Source organism: Paenibacillus anseongensis, from assembly GCF_009757995.1.
GTDB classification, from domain to species: Bacteria; Bacillota; Bacilli; order Paenibacillales; family NBRC-103111; genus Paenibacillus_E; species Paenibacillus_E chondroitinus.
In genome coordinates, this window is record NZ_WSEM01000005.1 from 214346 (window position 1) to 235495 (window position 21150).

Sequence of the window (21150 nt, forward strand, 5' to 3'; positions counted from 1 at the left end):
TCCTTTTTCACCGTTCTTTTTGGCTGGTTTTGCCGTGTATTACCAAATTTTCCACGGAGCTTGTCCTGAGTCCCAGAGTTTCTGCAATTGCTGTTGATCGCGGAGCGTGTCCATGGCGTACCAGAAGTCAGCATGTTTATACGCATGCAACTGCCCTGAGGCAGCTAGCTGCTCCAAGGGTTCCTTCTCGAAATGGGTGGGGTCACCGTCAATATGATCGAAAACCTGAGGCTGTAAGACGAAGAATCCGCCGTTTATCCAGCCGCCTTCACCTTTGGGCTTTTCTTGAAATTTAGTAATTTCTGTGCCATTTCCAAAAATAAGCGAACCAAACCTGGCCGTAGGCTGAACCGCGGTCAGTGTCGCGAATTTACCGTGAGCCTGGTGAAATTTCACGACTTCGGGAATATTCACATTGGTCAATCCATCTCCGTACGTTAAGAGAAATGGCTCATCGCCAATATATTTCTGAATTCGCTTAATACGTCCGCCTGTCATCGTCTCATCGCCTGTGTGCACGAGTGTAATTTTCCATGGTTCTACTGGCGATGAAAGATACTGAGTGGTATTTTTTTGCAGGTCAACCGTTATATCGGATGCATGCAAGGGATAGTTGGCAAAAAAGTCTTTAATGACGTGCCCTTTATAACCTAGGCATATAATAAACTCATTAAATCCGTAAAATGAGTAGATCTTCATAATATGCCACAGAATGGGCTTATCACCGATGAGGATCATCGGTTTAGGCTTGGAATGGGTTTCTTCACGAAATCTGGTGCCAAGTCCGCCAGCTAGAATTACGACTTTCATCCTCATTCCTCCTTTCTATGTTTCTAAAAACTAGCTTGCTATATCATATGTAAATCTCGTTGAAATGACAGTGGCAACTATAAATAGATACATAGAAATGGGTGTACATGTGACGAAAGAGCAAATTGGATGGTTGAAAAAACGTTAAAGTGGAGGATGAAAATCAGACCACTTTTCGCTATAATGAGGACATCAGGGCTTCTACTAAATATAAAATGGGGTAATCACAATGAACATGTACATCTACTATGCGATATTCTCGCTTATCTTGTTATTTGGATTGGTTACAACCTTTATGATTGGTTTTTCACGTAAAAACAGGGAAGGCGACACCACATATTTTCAGAAAACCGGGGTCAAATGGGCACGTCTAACTTCTTTCTACGTCGTTTCGATCGCAGCAGGCTTACTAGCATTGGTGGCTTATATTGTGTATTTAATTCGATAAGAAAAGACCGTATCTTTGCGCTTTTGGCAAAGATGCGGTCTTTTTTTCGTCTTGTTTTCGCTAACGGACCTGGCAGCCGCTATTTCAGCTAAATTGGCTCTATCCAATTTTTAACGGACTCCAGAGCCGTTATTGCTCAAAAAACTAGCCATTTCTCATGTTATTTATGTAAATAGCGGCATTCGAGTCCGTTAGAATTTCAGATAGCCCGTTTTTCATTGAATAAGGTCATCTCAGTCCGTAAGAAAGCCAATGCGCACAGCCAATTCCACACTCAACCATTCGGTACAGGTGGAAGTTAGCTATAAGTTGCTTAAAAGGAGTATTTGGTGGGGCGAGTAAAGTAGCTGAAACACAGCCTGGCGGAGTTTGATCCGTCAGGCTTTTTGATGTGTAAACGCCTCATGCAGGCGAGCAATTCCTATACGATAGATTGTTCCAAAATGATGAACATGAAGAACCCACTTCCCCACTACCATACTTGTATGGTAGTATGGTAATAACATTTGGATACGGGAGGTGAATCACAACGTTGAAAATCAAACCCATAACAAGCACGACACGCGATGCGGTTTATCAGGCTCTGAAAGAGCAAATTCTTATGCTGGATTTGCTACCGGGAACAGGTATTTCGGAGAAGGAAATCTCCGTTCAATTTGGTGTGAGCCGAACGCCGGTGCGTGAGAGCTTCGTTCAGTTATCGCAAGAAGGGTTGCTGGATATCTATCCTCAGCGCGGTACGGTTGTTTCCCTTATCGACCTGGAGCGTGTGGAGGAAGCTCGTTTTATTCGAGAGCAGCTTGAACGGGCTGTTATTTCCTTAGCTTGTGAAAGCTTTCCGGCGGATTCCTTGCAGCTGCTGCGTACCAATCTCGCTTATCAGCAAGTTTCCATGAGCGAGAAGGATTTTAAGAAGATGTTTGAATTGGATGAAGCTTTCCATCGGACGATCTTTGAGGGATGCAGAAAGCTGAATACCTGGGCAATCATCCAGCAAGTGAATGTTCATCTAAATCGGACTCGCATGCTAAGATTAGCCGCCGATCACAGGTGGGATGAGCTCTACGAGCAGCACGAACAGATGGTGGATGCAATTGAACATCACGAAGCCGGCAAAGCTGAAAAAGTGATGAATACACATCTTCACCTCACGGTTACGGATCAAACTGTATTAAAGGAGAAATTTCCGACGTATTTCAAATAAGGAATGACAGGAGGCGCTATCTGCAATGAAAATGGTATTTCGCTGGTTTGGCGAAGGCAATGATACGGTAACACTTGAACAAATCAAGCAAATCCCTGGTGTAGAGGGCATTGTTTGGGCGCTCCACGATGTTCCGGCTGGTGAAGAGTGGCCGATGGATAAAATCTTGCAGGTTAAGGAAGCCGCAGATAAGGCCGGTCTTCATATGAAGGTCGTCGAAAGCGTTAACATTCATGAGGATATCAAGCTCGGGCTGCCCAGCCGCGATCTCTACATAGACAATTATAAGAAAACGATCGTTAAGCTGGCTGAGGTCGGCGTGAAAGTGATCTGTTATAACTTTATGCCCGTTTTTGACTGGGTAAGGACCGATCTGCATAAGGAATTGGAAGATGGATCCACAGCGCTATTTTATGAAAAAGAAAAAGTTGCCCATCTGAACTTGGAAGAGCAGGTACAGCGAATTAATGCCAATCCGAACTTCACGATGCCGGGCTGGGAGCCGGAACGTCTGGGAAGTCTGACTGAATTATTTGATGCCTACCGCGAAGTGACGGAAGAGCAGCTTTTTGACAATGCTAAATATTTCCTTGAAGCCATCATTCCTTTTGCCGAAAAATATGATATCCGAATGGCGATTCATCCGGACGACCCGCCTTGGCCTATTTTTGGACTACCGCGCATTATTACGAGTCAAGCCAATATTCGCCGTTTCCTGGGACTCGTAGATAGTCCATATAATGGGCTGACGATGTGCAGCGGATCGCTTGGTGCGAATCCGGCGAATGATATTGTTGGAATCGTGAATGAGTTCGCTGATCGGATTCCTTTTGCGCATATTCGCAATGTACGTGTGTACGAGAATGGCGATTTCATTGAAACTTCACATCGGACAACAGACGGAACCGTAGATATCGCCGGCATTGTGAACGCGCTGCATGAAAATGATTATGAAGGATTTTGCCGTCCGGATCATGGACGACATATTTGGGGCGAGCAATGCAGACCCGGTTACGGCCTGTATGATCGTGCGCTTGGCATTATGTACTTATGGGGATTGTGGGACGCAAACCGCAGAAAATTACAATCCGGAAGGATGGGGGACTAGACATGAAGGGCATTACGAATTTTCCAGCATTGCAAGGTAAAGTTGTCGTTATTACAGGAGGAGCCGGCGTATTGTGCCGGGTTATGGCCTTGGAACTCGCACGCCAAGGCGGGCGAATCGCCATTCTGAACCGTACCGTGGAAAAAGGGCAGGAGGTCGTGGCTGAGATTGCCGCAGCAGGCGGCGAAGCCATTGCTTTGTCCTGCGACGTAACGGATGCAGAGAGTGTAGCACAGGCCGCAGAAGCGATCCTGGAGCAACTCGGACCGTGCGATATCTTGATCAATGGCGCCGGAGGCAATCATGCCAGTGCGAACACGACGAACGAAACGTTCAAGCTGGAAGACTTGGCGAATCCGGATATTCAGACCTTCTATGACCTAAGCGTGACGGGATTCCGCAATGTGCTTGACTTGAACTTTGTCGGCACGTTGATTCCGACGCAGATTTTTACAAAACAAATGATCGGCAGACAAGACGCCACCGTCATCAATATTTCGTCGATGAGCGCGCCGTCGCCAATGACGAAAGTTCCGGCTTACAGCGCTGCTAAAGCCGCCATTGATAACTTCACGCAGTGGTTAGCTGTGCATTTGGCGGAAAGCGGTATTCGCGTCAATGCGATTGCGCCGGGCTTCTTCTTGACGAAGCAGAACGAGAAGCTGCTGCTGAAGGAAGACGGTACGCTCACGGAGCGTTCGCACAAAATCATTACCCACACGCCGATGCGCCGATTCGGGAAACCCGAAGATCTGCTCGGCACGCTGCTTTGGTTGACGGACCCTAACATGTCCGGCTTCGTAACCGGCGCCACCATTCCGGTGGACGGCGGATTCATGGCCTATTCGGGCGTATAGGGAATTTGCTGCTATCGCTTAGGCGATTGCTCCCTGGCAGTGAACGATAGGGCGCTATTTCATCTGAAATAGCGCTCTTTTTTGTGGAGGGGAACTGTGGGCCGTTATTTGTCCATTTACCTATAGAAAACGGGATTTGCCGCTCAAATAACGCCCTATAATTCCGCTTGAACGTGGAAACGGCTGAATTTGCTAGAATTAGCGGCCTGTAGTTCCTCAAAGGTGTATCGTTGTTGACCAGTTTAGCGCAAATAGGAGTTTTCCCCTCCGCCAAATGTCTATGTAATGCTATGCTCCCCGGGCTCATAACAAGCCAATAATCACTTTTTCGAAAATTTATTCAAACGCGTGCAACCTTTTTTGAAACAGCTCCGTTTAATAGGTAACTCGAAAGGGTGATAAAAAATAACTTGTTAAAAGGAGAATAGTTACTGTGAAAAAATTAGCTACTGCCGCACTATCGACTGTTTTATTGGGAGCATTGTCATTTAATACTGCATTTGCCTTCTCGGATGTTGAAAGTGGACAAGCCGAGGCGATTAATGCACTGCATGATCGTGGCGTTGTAAGTGGTATGGATCACGAACATTTTGCTCCAAAAGGAAAAATTAGCTACGCGCAATCCGTCCAAATCATTGTAAAAGGTTTGGGTCTGAATATGGATTTGCTCCGTTTCGTCAAGCAGCCGCTTGCTTCTGATTTCTATACAAACGTCCAAAATGACTCTTGGTATGCCGAAGCGTTCATCATCGCTCATTACAACGGCGTAGATCTTCCGAAAGATGTGAATCCGAATGCTAGCATTACACGTGAGCAATTCGGGGCGTTACTTATGACTGCGCTTGAGAAAAAAGGCAATTTCCCGCTGATTAACATCAAACCGGCGGACATTAAGGATGCTGATCAAATTACACCGGAGTATCAAGGTGCTCTACAGCGTATGCTCGCTTATAAAATTGCCGCACTCGATAACAACGGCAAGCTAAGCCCAAAAGCGGAAATTACGCGCGGCGAAGCAGCGACTTGGGTTTATAACGCAAGCAAAGTGTTGGACGCGCACACTCAGGTTCCAGCGCCAACAGAAACCGTTGCTGTTAATGTTGAGAAAGTTTCCGATGATGTTAACAAGGTGACATTGTCTCGGGAAACGAAACCAACTGGGGGATATGGGATTGAAATTACCGGTATCCAATTTGGAGAAGACGGCAATGCCGTTATTTCTTACAAACTGGTCGATCCTGCGCCGGATGCCATGAACGTTCAAGTGATTACGGAACCGAAAGCGGTCACGTACGTCTCTTCCAAATACAAAGCTGTAGCTGAACCATCTGCAAAATAATAAAAAGTGCTTCCTCGTCATGCGTGATGAGAGAAGCACTTTTTTTATTGCGACTCGCTAGGTCGGAGTGTTTCTTTCCGGAATGTTCCAGGAGCGAGACCGGTCGCTTTTTTAAACAAATTTTGAAAAGCTGTGACGCTCTCATATCCGACTAATCGTGCGATTTGTTCCACGGAGAACTCGGTAGTTGTCAAATAACGGCGAGCCGCGTGGATGCGCTGGTGAATGGCGAATTGAATCGGGCTCTCCCCGTAAGCGTCCCGAAACAAGTGGCTTAGATGCGAGGGGCTCAGATAAACGTGGTCAGCAATTTGTTTGATCGTGAGGGGTTCGTGGTACCGCTCTTCGATGTATCGTCTTGCCTTTGTTATCGCGGTTTGCGAGGACAAACGCGCTGTCTTCCCAGGGGCATGATGTTTCGTTCGATGAACTTCCAAAAGCAGCAGCTCGAGCAGCAAACCACTTGAAGTTAACGCCTCCGACCAGCCTTCATTAACCTCGTCACAGAGCTCTTGAAAGAGATGTTTGATCCGCTCAGCATTTGAACTTACAGAGAATACCGGCTGTTCATCATCCTCCAGAAGGTGATTCGCCGACAATCCTTCCACCTGAAGAGAGTGAAATCCTGCATAATAAAAGGAAAACGGGGCTTCGATGCGTGAACGCTCTTCGTGCCACACCAGAGGACGAAAGATGACCATATCTCCGGCCCGCGCTTCATAATGCTTACCATCAATCCAATAGTCCGCTTCTCCCTCAGCTATAAAAAGAATCTCCATCATGGCCTCATGACGGTGCAGGGGAAAATGACAGCTTTCTCTGGCTTTGCGATGAAAAGCGATCGCACCTTCCAAGACCGGCCGCTTTAAGAATATAGCGCTCATTTTCCAGTACCTTTCGCAAGAATGAATAGGTTTGTCGCAGCTCTCAGAATCGATAAATCCTTATGAATAGCTTAGCATATAAGCATAGAATAGAACAGTTGATTCAGGGGGTGTGAGCATGCATCAAAACGCAGATATTCACAAGATTGAAGAGGCTTTATCGGCATTGGGTATTTCGGACGATCTTTTGACGGCTGAAGAGAAGAAAAGTCTCGATGACCGAGGTTTCGTCTTGTTTACCGGGATGTTAAACACAGATGAGCTAGAAACGTTTCGCGCCAAGTATGAAGAGTTAATGGACAAAGAGGGGATGAACGCAGGGAAAGAGGTTCATCAGGAGGAAGGGACACGGAGGCTCTCCGACCTGGTGAATAAAGGAGAATGCTTTGACAGGGTCTATACGCATCCGAAGCTATTGGCTTCTATCTATCACGTGCTGCAGCGGGAATTCATGCTTTCCTCGCTGAACGCGCGTGATGCTATTCCTGGCGCCGGACTGCAGGTGCTTCATGCGGATTGGGGCGCACGCCAAGAACACGAGCCGTTCCACGTGTGCAATTCGATCTGGCTAATTGACGACTTCACGCCAGAGAACGGGGCTACCCGCGTCGTACCCGGAACGCATAAGCTGCCTGGTTATCCCCGTGATTACGGCATAGATCCCCTTGCGCCCCACCCGCAGGAGGAGTTGATTGTCGCCCCTGCCGGTTCCGTCGGCGTCTTCAATTCGCACCTCTGGCACGGCGGCACGCTGAACCAAACAGCCAAGACGAGGCGTGCTCTTCACGCGTATTTCACGGCGAGAGAACACAAGCAGCAGCTCGACCAGGCTGCCTATATTCGCAAGAGGACTTACGACCGAATAAGTCCTGCCGCGCGTTATATATTGAATGTATAACTACATTCATTTCAACAGAAAAAGACCTGACGGATGAATATCATCCGTTAGGTCTTTTTCACAGTTTGCGAGCCTTCCCAAGCGCTACCGATGTTCGATGAGGTCAATAGCCCCTAGAACGACATGAGCCAGGCCAAATCCGAGCACACCAGTTGCTGCAAGCTTATACTTGCTACCGAGTAAGGAAGCAGCAGAAGCCGTTACGACAGTTCCAAGAACAGCAGGGATCAAACCTTCACGCATGTGTATCACTCCCACCAGTTTATTTGGAAAGACAAAGCTTATTTTAGATCAAAAGAAAGGAAATTATCCGTCTGGAAGCATTGGGGATCCATGGGGGCTGACGATTCAAAAAAACGGTTGCAAAAGCAGGAAGATCAACTTATGATAATAATTGAATTTATGAAATTACTTATCGATTAATAAAAATATTAATTTAAGGGGCGAATTTCTGTGACTAACCGGATAACTGTTAACGCCGATCGCGCGAAAGGCACGATTAATCGCAATATTTACGGACATTTTTCCGAGCATTTGGGACGATGCATTTACGAAGGTTTATGGGTGGGCGAAGATTCAGAAATTCCTAATACGAAAGGGATTCGGAACGATGTCGCCGCTGCGTTAAAAAAGATGAAAATCCCGGTATTACGTTGGCCAGGCGGCTGCTTCGCAGACGAATACCACTGGAAGGACGGCATCGGTCCGAAAGAAAACCGGAAACGAATGATTAATACCCATTGGGGCGGTGTGGTGGAAAATAATCATTTTGGGACGCATGAATTTATGATGCTCTGTGAGATGCTGGAATGTGAGCCGTATATCAACGGCAATGTTGGCAGCGGAACCGTTCAAGAGATGGCCGATTGGGTCGAATATTTGACCTTTGAAGGTGTGTCGCCTATGGCTGAATTGCGCGAGGCAAACGGCAGACCTGAACCGTGGAAAGTGAAATACTTCGGCGTGGGCAATGAGAATTGGGGCTGTGGAGGGAACATGCGGCCTGAATATTACGCAGATCTGTACCGCCAATTTCAGACCTATGTCCGCAATTATGGCAGCAATCGCATACATAAAATTGCTTGTGGGCCGAACACAGACGACTATCATTGGATGGAAACTTTGATGAAGCAGGCTCATCGTTTTATGGATTCTATTACGGTGCATTATTACACGGTTCCCGGTGATTCCTGGCAGGAGAAAGGGGCGGCAACCGGATTCCCTGAAGACATGTGGCGCGTAACGTTGAAGAAAGCCTTGTTCATGGAGGAACTGATCAGCAAACATTCCGCTATTATGGATCAGTACGATCCGGACAAGCGAATCGGGCTGCTCGTTGATGAGTGGGGGACGTGGCACGACGTGGAGCCAGGAACGAATCCAGGCTTTCTGTATCAGCAGAATACGATTCGTGATGCGTTAGTCGCCGGGATTTCACTGAACATTTTTAATGAGCATTGTGATCGCGTGCAGATGGCGAACATCGCGCAGCTTGTGAATGTGCTGCAGGCTGTGATCCTGACGGAAGGCGAGAAAATGGTGCTTACGCCAACCTATCATGTATTCGACATGTATAAGGTTCACCAGGATGCGCAGCTGTTGGATGTGCACCAGTCCATTACGGAACTTGGCGAGGGGAAACAAGCCATTCCACAAATCTCCGTTTCGGCTTCCAAAGATGAAGAGGGCCGGATACATATCAGCCTTTGCAATCTGGATCATCAAGCTGGCGCAAAGGTAGAGGTCGGGCTGCGCGGCTTGGTCGACAAATTAGTATCTGTGCAAGGTACAACATTGACTTCAGATGCTATTGACGGCCACAATACTTTCGAAGAGACAGATAAAGTCAGTCCAACGGAATTCACAGCGTTCAACTTGATCGATCAGGTGATCCATGCGGAGCTTCCTCCGATGTCCGTCACGGTTTTGGCATTGACCGCGGAGTAAGCCGTGATGCTTGAGAATCGCCAGTGCAAAGGATGCCGCGAGGATTTCAAAGTTACGGCTGAGCAAATTGACAAGATGCTGCAAGCACCTATGTTTCAGTCAGCAGAAGCCTGTGTTCCCGATTCGGTGTACCGTGAGCGGTTAAGCCGGTGCAGCGAGTGTCCTAAGCTCGTCGGCGGTCATACGTGCTCGCTATGCGGATGTATTGTGCGAATTGCCGCCAAGCTGCGGGACAAGAGCTGTCCATATCCGGGCGGGACGGGATGGCAGCGATATATGTAAAATAGGCCTTCCGAGAAGTAGCAAGATATCTACTTCTCGGAAGGCCTATTCATTATTCAGGAACTGATTGAACCCTACTTCTTAATCAACTTCAATTGGATGGCCTGCTCTTCGGTCAAAATGAATTCCTCTTTGGGCCATATTTCTTCATTTTTATCCCGACCAAAGAGTCGTAAAATATCATTCCATACGCCTTTTTCAATAGCTTCCGCGGCTGAAATCATGATTTTCACATCCATCGCCTCCAAGTGTTGTTACTATACTTCTACTAACTCGTTTTGCAGGATATGCTGCTCCCCCCAGGCACACATGGCATCGAGGATCGGCTTGAATGACCACCCATACGGTGTTAAAGAATAGACAACTTTGGGCGGTACTTGCTCATAGCTCGTTCTTTTCACCATACCGTCATGCTCAAGCTCGCGCAGCTGCTGCGTAAGCATTTTCTGCGTGATATCTGGCATCAATCTTTTTAATTCGCTTGTACGTTTGTCGCCTTTATCCAAATGGCATAAAATGACGACCTTCCATTTGCCGCCGATTACATCAAGCGTAGCTTCAACGGGAACATTATAAGGCATAGTTTACCTCCGTATTTAGGGTAGGAACTTTTAAGTACCTATAGTACTTTGGAGTATCTATAGAACTTCAAAGTGCGTACTTATCAAATAGTTCTTGTGATCCTATAATAACACTCAGACAACAAAAGTAAAGTGTTGCTGCAGATCACATCCATTCAAATAGGAGGATATTTATGAGTCAAACTATCGCACCAGCTGCATCTATACAGAAAGATAAGCTGCTTTCAGGGAAATGGGCGCTCCTTGCGCTGGCCATCAGTGCGTTCGGGATTGGGACGACCGAATTCGTTCCCGTTGGTCTTCTAGCATCGGTTGCCGATGACTTGCACATCGGGATTACACTTGCCGGACTTCTCATCTCCGGTTACGCCATCGGGGTTGCAATTGGCGCGCCAATCCTGACTGCACTCACAAACCGGATGAACCGCAAGACATTACTGATGCTTCTCATGGTCATATTCATTGTTGGAAATGTCGCTGCCGCGATTTCCACGTCATTCTCATTTCTGCTGGTTGCTCGCTTTATAACCGCCTTTTCGCATGGTGTCTTCTTCTCGATCGGCGCGACGATTGCCGTCCAGCTCGTTCCACCGCAGAAAAAAGCCAGCGCCATTGCCTTAATGTTCACTGGACTGACAGTCGCAACGGTTACCGGGGTACCGCTTGGAACGTTTATTGGACAATCGTTAGGCTGGAGAGCCACGTTCTGGGGAGTAGCTTTGCTTGGTGTTATTGCAATCATCGCCATTTCAATATTAATTCCAAAAAATCTGAAACAATCGCCACCTGCCAAGTTTTCGGATATGCTCCGTTTGGTAACGAACTCCCGTTTGATTCTGGGGTATGCCATCACAGCGCTTGGATATGGAGGAACATTTGTTGCTTTCACTTATTTAACCCCGATTTTGCAAGATGTAACAGGACTTAATACAAGTGTCGTTTCTATCGTGCTGCTTGTCTACGGGGTTGCGGTGGCGATCGGTAACTCGGTCGGCGGAAAATGGGCGAATCACAATCCGCTTCGCGCATTGTTTTGGATGTTTATTGTTCACGCGGTTATTCTGATCGTGTTAACGTTCTTGTTACCTTTCAAAGTGGCAGGTTTGATTGGTGTCTTCTTGATGGGGCTGCTCGCGTTCATGAACGTGCCAGGTCTTCAGTTAAATATCGTTCAACTCGCTGAAAAATATGTCCCATCCGCCGTAGATGTTGCTTCCGCCTTGAATATCGCGGCTTTCAATGTCGGGATTGCTATAGGCTCATTGGTTGGTGGCTTGGTTGTCGACACGATCGGTCTGCAGCAAACACCATGGATCGGCGGTTTAATGGTCTTGGTAGCTGTTGTTCTCACAGCCGTATCAGCCAAGTTGGAGCGTAAAAAAATCCAGGCATGAATCTAACAATTCAGGAGAAAATATCCATAGAACTCACTTGTAAAGGATGAAATCTGTGGATCAAACAATGACGTTATATGAAAAAATTGGCGGAGAGCCCGCAATCGCTAAAGTAGTCGATTATTTCTATGAACTTATTTTAGCTGATGATACGGTGAATGAGTTTTTTAAGAACACGGACATGGAAAAACAACGGAAGCATCAAACCAAGTTTATTTCCTTTGCTTTAGGTGGCCCGAATCAATATTCGGGTTTCTCGATGGCTAGAGCCCATAAGGGAATGAATTTACAGCCGGTGCATTTTAATGCCGTTGCCAACCATCTCTCCGAAGCTCTTGCGCACTTTGAAGTGCCCCAACCCGAGATTGATCAAGTGATTACGCATGTTGCTTCGCTCAAAGACGATATTCTTTATAAGTAGCCAGATTTGAGGTTAAAATGAGAAGGGGACTGTCCATAATTATGGACAGTCCCTTTTTCAAAAGATTCAAATCGCTTTATTTGTGAATCCAAATCAATCCGGCAGAATTATCTTTCGCTTCACCGATGACCCGGAATTTCAATCCGAATTTCGGCACCAAGCGGCCCGCGTCTGGAATCAGCTCATTCGAATACAACTTGGCATCGGAGAATTCCTCAACGCCCGGCAACGATTTGTAGTTGTATTCACCTCTCGTCTCATTATTGACGTACCATGCCGGTGTTTTATCCAGCGAAAAGGCTGCATCCGCAACTTGATAGCGGGTTGTTTGAGAGACGGAATCTTGTCCGTCTTTCTTGAACACCAGCGGTGCGGCATGAGAGTCTACAACACCGAGGAAGCCCTGTCCTGGATGAACCCCAACCCAGTTATCCAGATAACTGTCATCGGCATACCATACGACGAGTCCGGTGTTGTACTTAACTCCGCGGCTGAACGCCAGCGCTTTGTCAGCTCCTTCGTAGTTTCTCCACTCCAGATAATAGTAGTGCTTCTTCAATTCCATCCCATTGGATTGAACGAAGCCGTCCAGTTTAAAAGCGGAAGCTCCTTCAGCGTCATCGGAGAACGCTACTTTTCCATCAACGATTAATTTCGCGTTATCCATAGCAAAACCGTTCAGAGCGAGTCCGCCATCGGTCACATAGTCGAAGTTCAGCGTCACTTTTTTGCCAATGAAAGGCGCTAAGTTGTAGGATTTATCCACCCAAGCCCCATTCGAGGTTTCGGCGCGTGCGTCTCCGTTCGTGTCGTTGTCCCCAATAACATCGAGCGTTACTTCTTGTCCATCATAGGTAGCCGCCGTTACCGTCAGATAGTCGTATTCGAACTCAACCTCATACAAGGATTTAAAATCAAACGTCGCTGTTTGCGCATTGGTCAAGTCAAATTCCGGCGTAGATAGCGTCGTATGCAGGTTATCGCCTTTAGTACTGTAATAGTAGCGGGAGCCAAAAGCGGGCTGAATGCCTTGGACGGCTTTATCCGGCAAATTGACTTTGACGATTCCAGGATTTTTCGACTTCGTTACACTTTGATCAATAATGGCCGCCTTCCCTAATTGGTTAATGTCCGAAGCGTTAACCTCGGTGACGTTAGCCCAATTGCCGCCCATCGTTTTTTGGAAGAAATCTTTATTCTGCGGTGAAAAAGAGGTCGGAGTCGTACCGGCAATATTTCCGTTCCAGCTGCCGCCGCTCATAATTGACCAAGAAGCAATCGGCTCGCCTTGCCCGGAGTATTGGGTGTCGTATTCATCCGGCAGTCCCAAATCATGCCCGAATTCATGAGCGAATACGCCGACTGCGCCGTCCTCAGGCTGTATCGTATAATCGTAAGCGGCCATCTTGCCGCCCCAATAGCTGACGGGGGTTGAGGTTCCCGCAATCGGGAACACGCCATCCAGCGTCCAACGATGGGACCAAATGGCATTGTCGCCTAAGGCGCCGCCGCCGGCTTCTTGCCCTGTACCCGCATGGATGACCATGAGATGGTCGACCAAACCGTCGGGTTCATTTTGATTACCGTCGCCATCCAGGTCGTACAAATCGAATTTATCATAATCAGCCAAGTTAATGCCTTTGGCAACAGCGGCGTTAAGCGCATCTTTGACGAGGTCGCGAGGACCAAGCGGGGCCAGGTTATCATGACCGCCAGCAGGGTTATCGTCTCCATACTGAGCGGCAGTACCGGGAACCGTTAACCAGTCAGAGACGTAGCCATCAACCGTATAGCTGCCGCCGGACTGCTCTTCGTAGTATTGCTTAAAGGTTTGAATTTTCGATCCATCGAACAATTTAAAATCTTTATCGCCAAACATGAGCTTACGATAATGCTCCGGACTGAAATCTTTGGCGTACATGAAACCAGGTTCTTGTTTCACATTGTTATGTTTTACGTCGGCAAATTCGGTCAACAGCACAAGGACTTTGTCCTCTCGAACAGGGCCGTTATAACGATCTTGCTTGGCGGATGGGATAGGGATTCCGTTGCCGTTGCCGATCTTGAGATTATCCATGCCATGGTTCATTTGCGATAATAACTTCACTTTTTGTTTCGCGACAAAATCTTTCGACTTTTTATCCATTTCATCATGCAGTCTGTTCTTCTGATCCGCTTTGGTGTTTGCTAGTTTCTTATTTTTGACAGATAAATAGCTTTTTACTGCTTTGGATATTTGTTCTGGTGTTGCGCTTTTGTTCAAAAGACCTCGATCCATTAGCCCCTTGGCCAGACGTTCGTCGTTCACGATCATCGCATCGATCGGTGGTGCGTCCAGTGCCTCCAGTGCTTCCGAGTAGCCGGTTTCTGCGGCGGATGCCGTGGTTGCAAAAAGTCCTACCGTTAAACTTGTAGCAAAAAACACGTTCGTCATTTTCATGATGGTCTTATTCAATCATCAAACCTCCTATTAGAAAATTTAATTGACCGTTGTACAGTTAAATTAAATAATAGATTCGCAAATCTAGTAAGTGCTGCTAGACCTGCACAATTCGACCTACCACTTATTTCCTTTTTCGACTTTTCCTACTTTTCGGAACGGTGGAATTTGTAGAATAAAAGAAGATAAAAGAGGTTAATTTATCCAAAAAAGGGTTTTCAGGAGGCTGTTATTATGTCGTTCGACCCAAGTAAGGACCCATTCCCGCAGTTTCCCAAATCGGTGTGGCTAAGCGAGACCGAGATGCCAACTTATCCAAAGCTGGCCAACGACATTGAAGCTGACGTGGCTGTGGTAGGTGCAGGCATCACGGGGATGACAACCGCTTATTTGCTTGCAAGTAAAGGGTTCAAGGTTGTTCTTGTTGATGCAGGCAAAATTGCAAACGGCACAACAGGGCACACAACTGCTAAAATCACCGCGCAGCATGATTTGGTGTATGACGAATTTATTTCTCATTTCGGCGAAGAGAAGTCGCGGCTTTATTACGAAGCGAATCGTGACGCTTTGAATTTTATAAAGAAATTGGTCGTTGAGCAGGCGATCCCCTGCCAGTTCAAAGAAGAGGATGCCTACATCTATACCATTGAGGAAGCGAATGTGGCGAAGATAGAGGCTGAAAGTAAAGCTTACGAAAAGCTCGGAATTCCTGGAGGTTATTTGGCGCAACCACCGCTGCCGTTCCAGACCCAGGCGGCGATTGTGATGAAAAACCAGGCGCAGTTCGATCCGATTCCCTTCCTGAAACATATCGCACAAGCGTTCATTCAGCTTGGCGGACAAATATTTGAACAAACGACTGTTGTGGGTGTGGACAAAGGAACTCCGGCAACCGTGAAGACAAGCGAAGGGTTTCGAATTACTTGTAACTTTGTCGTGTCATCTTCTCATTTTCCGTTTAATGACCGAAACGGTTTTTACTTTGCAAGGCTGCACGCGGAGAAATCGTATGCCCTTGCGGCTAAAACCGAAATAAGTTTGGCTGGCGGCATGTATATCAATGCGGATACGCCTGCACGTTCGCTTCGCACGGTGATGGTGAATGGGGAGGAGCTGCTGCTAATAGGCGGAGAGAGCCACAAGACGGGACAAGGGATTTGTACGTTTCAGTATTACGAGGCGCTGCGGCAGTTTGGCGTTGCCCAATTCAACTTGCAGGAAGTCAGGTATCATTGGTCGGCGCAAGATTTGTTAACACTCGACAAGCTGCCTTATATTGGGCGAGAGGTCTCTGATGAGTCGAACATTTTGATCGCGACGGGCTTTAAAAAGTGGGGAATGACCACCAGTGTCGCTGCGGCGATTCTCAATACAGCCCTCATAGCAGGTGAGAAGAGTCCCTATGAAGAGCTCTTTTCACCATCCAGATTTCATGCGGACCCTATGATCAAAACCTTTATCATGTCGAATGCAAATATCGCCAAGCATCTAATAGCCGGGAAGTTCGATATCGTCCATCGGGAAGCAGAGGAGCTGCAAAACGACGAAGGCGCTGTAGTTCGAGTGAACGGAAAGCGAGCAGGCGCCTACCGGGATACGAGCGGAGAGCTGCATGTTGTTGATACGACTTGTACGCACATGGGCTGTGAGGTCGAGTGGAACGAGGCGGAGAGATCATGGGACTGCCCATGTCATGGCTCGCGGTTTTCTTATACAGGCACTGTGATCGAAGGGCCAGCCAAACAACCGCTAACGCAGGTGGATGTACGCGGCGAGCAAAAAAAATAACAATTCACCCCCGTTTGTTCGGTATAATATAGGCAAGCTATATGATTTCCGTAAATGGGGGACTGATATGAACATCGCAAAGAAAGTAACGTGGTTAGAGCTTTTTTATGACTTGCTGTTTGTAGCTGCCGTATCTAAGGCAACACATGTGCTGCTGCATGCTGACCACGGGACGGTTTCACTGGAGTATATCATCAAATTTGTGCTTATTTTTATTCCCATCTGGTGGGCATGGGTAGGGCAAACGCTGTTTAACAACCGATATGGGCAGGACGTCTTCGCTCACCGCATCTACATGATTCTGCAACTGTTTTTTGTGCTCATCATGACGTTTAGTTTATCGCCGGATTTTGATCGATATTATGTTCCATTTTTTATAGGATACATAGGTTCAAGGGTGTTAACAGCTCTTCAATACTTAGCGATTCATAAAGGGGAAGAATCCCATCGTGCTGCGACGGCGCGATTTCTAGGGACGCGGTTTTGGATCGGCATCGTGATTTCGAGCGCATCCTTATTTTTCGACTCCTGGGTCAGGTATCTGATTCTCTACGCGGGAATTGCCATAGATGTATTTCTACCGGTCATTGGTAGACGATTCCTGGTACATACGCCTATTAACACGCACCACTTATTGGAACGGTTTGCCTTATTTACGCTCATTCTATTAGGGGAATCAGTCGTGAGTACGTTGGCTGTTTTACAGAATAGCAATGGTACATGGGCATCGATTTTGTTTGCCGCGCTGGCTTTTATTCTAGTTATTGGGATTTGGTGGCAGTATTTTGAGAATATCGAGCGAAAAGTGGATAAGGCGCTGCAAACGGCCGGACAAACGATTATTTACGGTCATTTGCTCGTTTATTTATCCCTAAGTACAATCGCGGCATCGATTCAACTGTTATTTTTGGAGCAATTGGATTACCACTTTATTTTGGTGATGGTATTTCTCTCTGTTCTGTTGTACTTCGTCTCGACGACGATCATTTTTCATCGGTACCGGCATAAGCACCTGCAGCTGAGACCCGTTCATTTGGCACTATTTTTAGGAATTTTAGGCGGGTTCTTTGTTATCGACTTGTTTATCGTTGTACCTAACTATGTGATTATGGCTGAAATGGCCTTGTTTTTTCTGGTTTATGCGAGATTAGCAACCCGTTAGTTGTCCAAGCAAACAAGAATTTAAGGGAGGCACCGCTCAATGATTTCATTTCCGAAAATAACGCAAGAAAAGCTGCTGCAGCGATTAGCTCATCCAGGCAAAAAAGTCCGCATGGTGCTGGATACGGATACTTATAATGAAATCGACGATCAGTTCGCTGTCGTTTATGCGTTGAAATCCCCTGAGCAGCTGCAAATTGAAGCTTTTTATGCGGCACCATTTCATAATGAATTATCAGACGGGCCAGCCGATGGCATGGAGAAAAGCTACCGCGAACTGCAGAAAATTTCTGCACTGCTGCCGGAAATGTCCGGCATCCCGATCTACCGCGGATCGACGGGATATTTATCCGGAGCCGAGACGCCGCAAGAAAGCGATGCGGCGAGAAATTTGGTGGAGCGGGCGATGGCCTCTCCTGAGGACGATCCGCTGTATGTAGTAGCGATCGGCGCCATAACGAACGTCGCTTCCGCGATCTTGATGGAGCCGAGCATCATCGAGAAAATCGTCGTCGTTTGGCTCGGCGGACACTCTTTGCCTTGGCCAGATACAAAAGAATTCAACCTTGCGCAGGATTTGCACGCTTCTCGAACTGTGCTCAATTGCGGCGTGCCGCTCGTGCTGATTCCGTGTATGGGCGTCACTTCGCACCTGCTTACAACGTTATCTGAAGTGCGGGAGTTTGTGAAAGATCAGGGAGAGATCGGCAAGTATCTCTATGAAACGTATGAGAATTGTGCGAAAGACCATTTTGCCTATTCGCGTGTCATTTGGGATATTGCGACGATCGCATATCTGATCAATGAAAGCTGGCTGCCGAATGAGCTGGTGCACAGCCCGATTCTGTCGGAAGATTTCCGCTACAGCTTTGATGCTTCGCGGCATTTTATTCGTTATATTCACTTTGTTCGGCGTGACCGTGTGTTTAAAGATTTCTTCAGCAAGTTGGGAAGCTGACAGAGTAATGCTAATTGGGAATCCCTCCATCCCTTGGATGTGGGGGATTTTTTTGCGGTGAGGCAATTTATATTTGAGAGGAGCAAACTTATGTACATAGCCGGAATTGATATAGGCACAACTTCCATATGTCTCATCGTAACGAACGCTGAGGATGGGCGCGTCATACGCATAGCGTCCACCAAAAATGATGCGGCGCTTCCTTCGAAGGAATTTTGGGAACGTACCCAGCAGGCGGACAGAATTGTCCAGTTGGTTCAATCGTTAATAGAAGAATGTCAGGATGACTGGGAGGATGTGCGAGCAATCGGGATCTCCTGTCAAATGCACGGCATACTGTATGTAAGCAAAGAAGGCAAGGCAGTTAGCCCGCTCGTGACTTGGCAGGATGGCCGAGGCGAGCTGCTTTTGGAATCAGGCCGATCGTATGCCATGGAGTTAAGTGAACTTACCGGCTTTGATTTACATACCGGATACGGCTTAGTTACTCATTATTATCTAACCAAACAGGGGAATCTTCCGGGCAGCGCAGTGAAGCTGTGCACGATAGGCGATTATGTGGCCATGCAGCTATGTGATGAGAAAACACCTTGCATCGACAGTTCCAATGCGGCAAGCATTGGTCTATTCACGCTGCCGAACAGGCAATTTGACAAAGATCAGTTAATCGCAGCCGGGATGGATGCTGAATTTCTGCCGGAACTTGTCCACCATACTGCTATCGCGGGTGATACGGCAGATGGGAAAAAGGTGCTGTGGGCGATCGGCGATAACCAAGCCAGCTTCTTGGGGGCAGTACCTACTTTTCGAGGAACCTTGCTCGTGAATATCGGAACAGGCTCGCAAGTGTCCGTCTACTCGCCGGCATATTTCGAAAGCCCTCATTTGGAAACACGTCCATTCATGGATGGCGGGTATTTGCTTGTGGGAGCTTCGCTCAGCGGTGGGAAATCGTATGAGCTGCTGGAGCAATTTTTTCGTGATGTTTGCAGCACATTCGGTTTACTGGATAATAGAAGCTTCTATGAAACTATGAATCGACTAGCAGAGGAAGCTATCATAGAGTCAGTGCCTACCCTCAAGGTAGGTACCCAGTTTTACGGAACCAGAGAACATCCGCATAGGACGGGAAGTATTGAAGGGATCAGGCCGAATAATTTTAATCCTCAGCAGCTGATTGTCGGCTTTCTTCATGGCATCTTGGATGAGTTGGATGGATTTACGAAGTGCCTCCCGGCAGAGCTCCTTGAGCAGTTAACAAGATTGGCCGTATCCGGTAATGGCATACGCAAGAACATGGCCATGCAGCAGATGGCTCGTACCAAATGGCAATTGCCGCTTATATTCCCAAGAGTGAAAGAGGAAGCGGCGTTTGGCGCTGCTATTCATGCTGCAGTGGGAAGCGGCCTATATAGCGACTATTCAGAAGCGCTTCAAAGGATGCAAAGAAGCGATTCAGATGATCGCTAAACTTACCTTTACGGAGACGGCATCGGAGCTTGCTACTGACTCCTCTTTCTTTTAAAACGCGTAACGATAAGCATCAAGGGGATGAACACGGCAGTGAAGTAGATGCCCGTCAAGCCATAGAAGGAATTCGTTAATTGCAATCGTTCGTGATCTTTGACAATCAGCTGCCCGGCGATAAATAACACAAGGATGATGATCAAAGATAGGCGAGGATTCGCACGGATTGAAAGCTTCAAGCTGTGAGTAGCCGACCACAAGCCCAGCGAGATATTGGCCAGCATTTTAACAAACCAAATGGAAATTATAATATATTCCACTCTTTGCATCAAAGGAAATTCAACAATCGAAATCATATTCAGCGTCGGCCAAATGGTGTGAATAATTTGGCCTTCGCTATAGTACATGAATGCAACGAGAGCGACCAGCATGTACATACCGATGGCGATGACAATGGACAATTGCGCCCATTTTTGTGACTTTGCTTGCTGCTCGATGAATGGATACATGACCAAAAGCACTTCGAATCCTAAAAAGTGAGGAAACATGGTTTCGGTAGACTTGAGGATTTGCGCCGTCGAATGATTGAGGGCAGGAAGCATGTTTTGCGGATGCAAATAGGGAATAACCATAAGTGTCAGCGGTGCAATAAATAGAAAAATACTGCAAGTTGCCCAGAAGCTTAAGCCGGTAACCGTTCGAAAACCTCCAGACACCGTATAGTAAATGAGTACAAGTGCAACCAGCGTAAGCGGCATCATTTGCATGTAGGGAAATATCCAAACCTGTACGACTTCGAGGTAGGTTCTAAATGTACAGAAAGCGCCAAAACTGAAATACAACGCAATGGCCAGGTTAAAACAAGTCCCAACAATTTTACCGAAATAACGGCGGTTAATGGACACAATCGTTGTATCTGCCTGATTACTGCTCGATAGAATCTTATACATCATCCAAATGATGAGATGTACGGCAGCTGCCGCAATTAAAATAGAAAGCCAAGCGTCATACCCGGCATCCTGGACCAGATCACGCTGGAAATACATCATACCGGCATCGATCACACTGGAATAAATAATGAAGCTAAGCAGGTAAGGAGAAACAGTGAACTTTTTATTTATTTGTTGATGCATGGTTGTCGTTTCCCCCTTGTAACGTAAAGT

General features: G+C 47.1%; 21 protein-coding genes. 14 read left to right on the plus strand and 7 right to left on the minus strand.

Annotated elements, in window-relative coordinates:
* Window positions 1-39 precede the first annotated feature (39 nt).
* Entirely contained in the window at window positions 40-810 is a 771-nt protein-coding gene (gene rfbF, locus GON05_RS05450; RefSeq protein ID WP_157318195.1) for a glucose-1-phosphate cytidylyltransferase, read from the minus strand.
* 229 nt (window positions 811-1039) lie between these two features.
* On the opposite strand from rfbF, the gene GON05_RS05455 reads away from it, so the two are divergent.
* From GON05_RS05455 to GON05_RS05475, 5 genes are all read left to right on the plus strand, one after another.
* On the plus strand, window positions 1040-1258 hold the full coding sequence (locus GON05_RS05455; RefSeq protein WP_127449381.1) for a hypothetical protein: 219 nt from the start codon (window positions 1040-1042) through the stop codon (window positions 1256-1258).
* Between the two features lie 532 nt (window positions 1259-1790).
* Window positions 1791-2462, plus strand: a complete 672-nt coding sequence (locus GON05_RS05460; RefSeq protein ID WP_181646431.1) for a GntR family transcriptional regulator — start codon at window positions 1791-1793, stop codon at window positions 2460-2462.
* A 25-nt stretch (window positions 2463-2487) separates the two neighbouring features.
* Entirely contained in the window at window positions 2488-3570 is a 1083-nt protein-coding gene (gene uxuA / locus GON05_RS05465; protein WP_157318196.1) for a mannonate dehydratase, read from the plus strand.
* Between the two features lie 2 nt (window positions 3571-3572).
* Window positions 3573-4427 carry an SDR family oxidoreductase gene (locus tag GON05_RS05470; RefSeq protein ID WP_157318197.1) on the plus strand — a complete coding sequence of 285 codons (855 nt, stop codon included), beginning with the start codon at window positions 3573-3575 and terminating at the stop codon, window positions 4425-4427.
* A 433-nt stretch (window positions 4428-4860) separates the two neighbouring features.
* Window positions 4861-5766 (plus strand): S-layer homology domain-containing protein, encoded by a 906-nt coding sequence (locus tag GON05_RS05475; RefSeq protein WP_309491912.1) that lies wholly within the window; start codon window positions 4861-4863, stop codon window positions 5764-5766.
* A 44-nt stretch (window positions 5767-5810) separates the two neighbouring features.
* Here GON05_RS05475 and GON05_RS05480 read toward each other — a convergent pair whose 3' ends face one another.
* A complete protein-coding gene (locus GON05_RS05480) occupies window positions 5811-6650 on the minus strand; it encodes an AraC family transcriptional regulator (protein WP_157318198.1) in 840 nt (279 codons plus the stop codon).
* Window positions 6651-6768: 118 nt separating this feature from the next.
* Between GON05_RS05480 and GON05_RS05485 the strand changes: the two genes are divergently transcribed.
* Complete coding sequence (locus GON05_RS05485; RefSeq protein WP_157318199.1) at window positions 6769-7548, plus strand: phytanoyl-CoA dioxygenase family protein; 780 nt, start codon at window positions 6769-6771, stop codon at window positions 7546-7548.
* An 84-nt stretch (window positions 7549-7632) separates the two neighbouring features.
* Here GON05_RS05485 and GON05_RS05490 read toward each other — a convergent pair whose 3' ends face one another.
* Window positions 7633-7791 carry an asparagine synthase gene (locus GON05_RS05490; protein WP_127449393.1) on the minus strand — a complete coding sequence of 53 codons (159 nt, stop codon included), beginning with the start codon at window positions 7789-7791 and terminating at the stop codon, window positions 7633-7635.
* A gap of 210 nt (window positions 7792-8001) precedes the next feature.
* On the opposite strand from GON05_RS05490, the gene GON05_RS05495 reads away from it, so the two are divergent.
* Both GON05_RS05495 and GON05_RS05500 read left to right on the plus strand, forming a co-directional pair.
* On the plus strand, window positions 8002-9495 hold the full coding sequence (locus GON05_RS05495) for an alpha-N-arabinofuranosidase (RefSeq protein ID WP_181646432.1): 1494 nt from the start codon (window positions 8002-8004) through the stop codon (window positions 9493-9495).
* 6 nt (window positions 9496-9501) lie between these two features.
* Window positions 9502-9777 (plus strand): DUF6171 family protein, encoded by a 276-nt coding sequence (locus GON05_RS05500; protein WP_157318200.1) that lies wholly within the window; start codon window positions 9502-9504, stop codon window positions 9775-9777.
* A 74-nt stretch (window positions 9778-9851) separates the two neighbouring features.
* Here the strand turns inward: GON05_RS05500 and GON05_RS38785 are convergent, their stop codons facing one another.
* Window positions 9852-10010, minus strand: a complete 159-nt coding sequence (locus GON05_RS38785) for a hypothetical protein (protein WP_181646433.1) — start codon at window positions 10008-10010, stop codon at window positions 9852-9854.
* A 24-nt stretch (window positions 10011-10034) separates the two neighbouring features.
* Window positions 10035-10358, minus strand: a complete 324-nt coding sequence (locus GON05_RS05505) for a winged helix-turn-helix transcriptional regulator (RefSeq protein ID WP_157318201.1) — start codon at window positions 10356-10358, stop codon at window positions 10035-10037.
* Window positions 10359-10531: 173 nt separating this feature from the next.
* Here GON05_RS05505 and GON05_RS05510 point away from each other — a divergent pair, with 173 nt between their 5' ends.
* Complete coding sequence (locus GON05_RS05510) at window positions 10532-11752, plus strand: MFS transporter (protein WP_157318202.1); 1221 nt, start codon at window positions 10532-10534, stop codon at window positions 11750-11752.
* A 67-nt stretch (window positions 11753-11819) separates the two neighbouring features.
* A complete protein-coding gene (locus GON05_RS05515) occupies window positions 11820-12173 on the plus strand; it encodes a group I truncated hemoglobin (RefSeq protein WP_157318203.1) in 354 nt (117 codons plus the stop codon).
* A 76-nt stretch (window positions 12174-12249) separates the two neighbouring features.
* Here the strand turns inward: GON05_RS05515 and GON05_RS05520 are convergent, their stop codons facing one another.
* Window positions 12250-14628 (minus strand): immune inhibitor A domain-containing protein, encoded by a 2379-nt coding sequence (locus GON05_RS05520; protein ID WP_420819855.1) that lies wholly within the window; start codon window positions 14626-14628, stop codon window positions 12250-12252.
* Window positions 14629-14847: 219 nt separating this feature from the next.
* On the opposite strand from GON05_RS05520, the gene GON05_RS05525 reads away from it, so the two are divergent.
* The 4 genes from GON05_RS05525 to GON05_RS05540 all read left to right on the plus strand — a co-directional run bounded on the left by GON05_RS05525 (window position 14848) and on the right by GON05_RS05540 (window position 19990).
* On the plus strand, window positions 14848-16401 hold the full coding sequence (locus GON05_RS05525; protein WP_157318204.1) for an FAD-dependent oxidoreductase: 1554 nt from the start codon (window positions 14848-14850) through the stop codon (window positions 16399-16401).
* A 67-nt stretch (window positions 16402-16468) separates the two neighbouring features.
* On the plus strand, window positions 16469-17563 hold the full coding sequence (locus tag GON05_RS05530) for a low temperature requirement protein A (protein ID WP_157318205.1): 1095 nt from the start codon (window positions 16469-16471) through the stop codon (window positions 17561-17563).
* Between the two features lie 39 nt (window positions 17564-17602).
* Window positions 17603-18520, plus strand: a complete 918-nt coding sequence (locus GON05_RS05535) for a nucleoside hydrolase (protein WP_157318206.1) — start codon at window positions 17603-17605, stop codon at window positions 18518-18520.
* A gap of 90 nt (window positions 18521-18610) precedes the next feature.
* Window positions 18611-19990 (plus strand): sedoheptulokinase, encoded by a 1380-nt coding sequence (locus GON05_RS05540; RefSeq protein ID WP_157318207.1) that lies wholly within the window; start codon window positions 18611-18613, stop codon window positions 19988-19990.
* A 32-nt stretch (window positions 19991-20022) separates the two neighbouring features.
* Here the strand turns inward: GON05_RS05540 and GON05_RS05545 are convergent, their stop codons facing one another.
* Complete coding sequence (locus GON05_RS05545; protein ID WP_157318208.1) at window positions 20023-21120, minus strand: GerAB/ArcD/ProY family transporter; 1098 nt, start codon at window positions 21118-21120, stop codon at window positions 20023-20025.
* Window positions 21121-21150 lie beyond the last annotated feature (30 nt).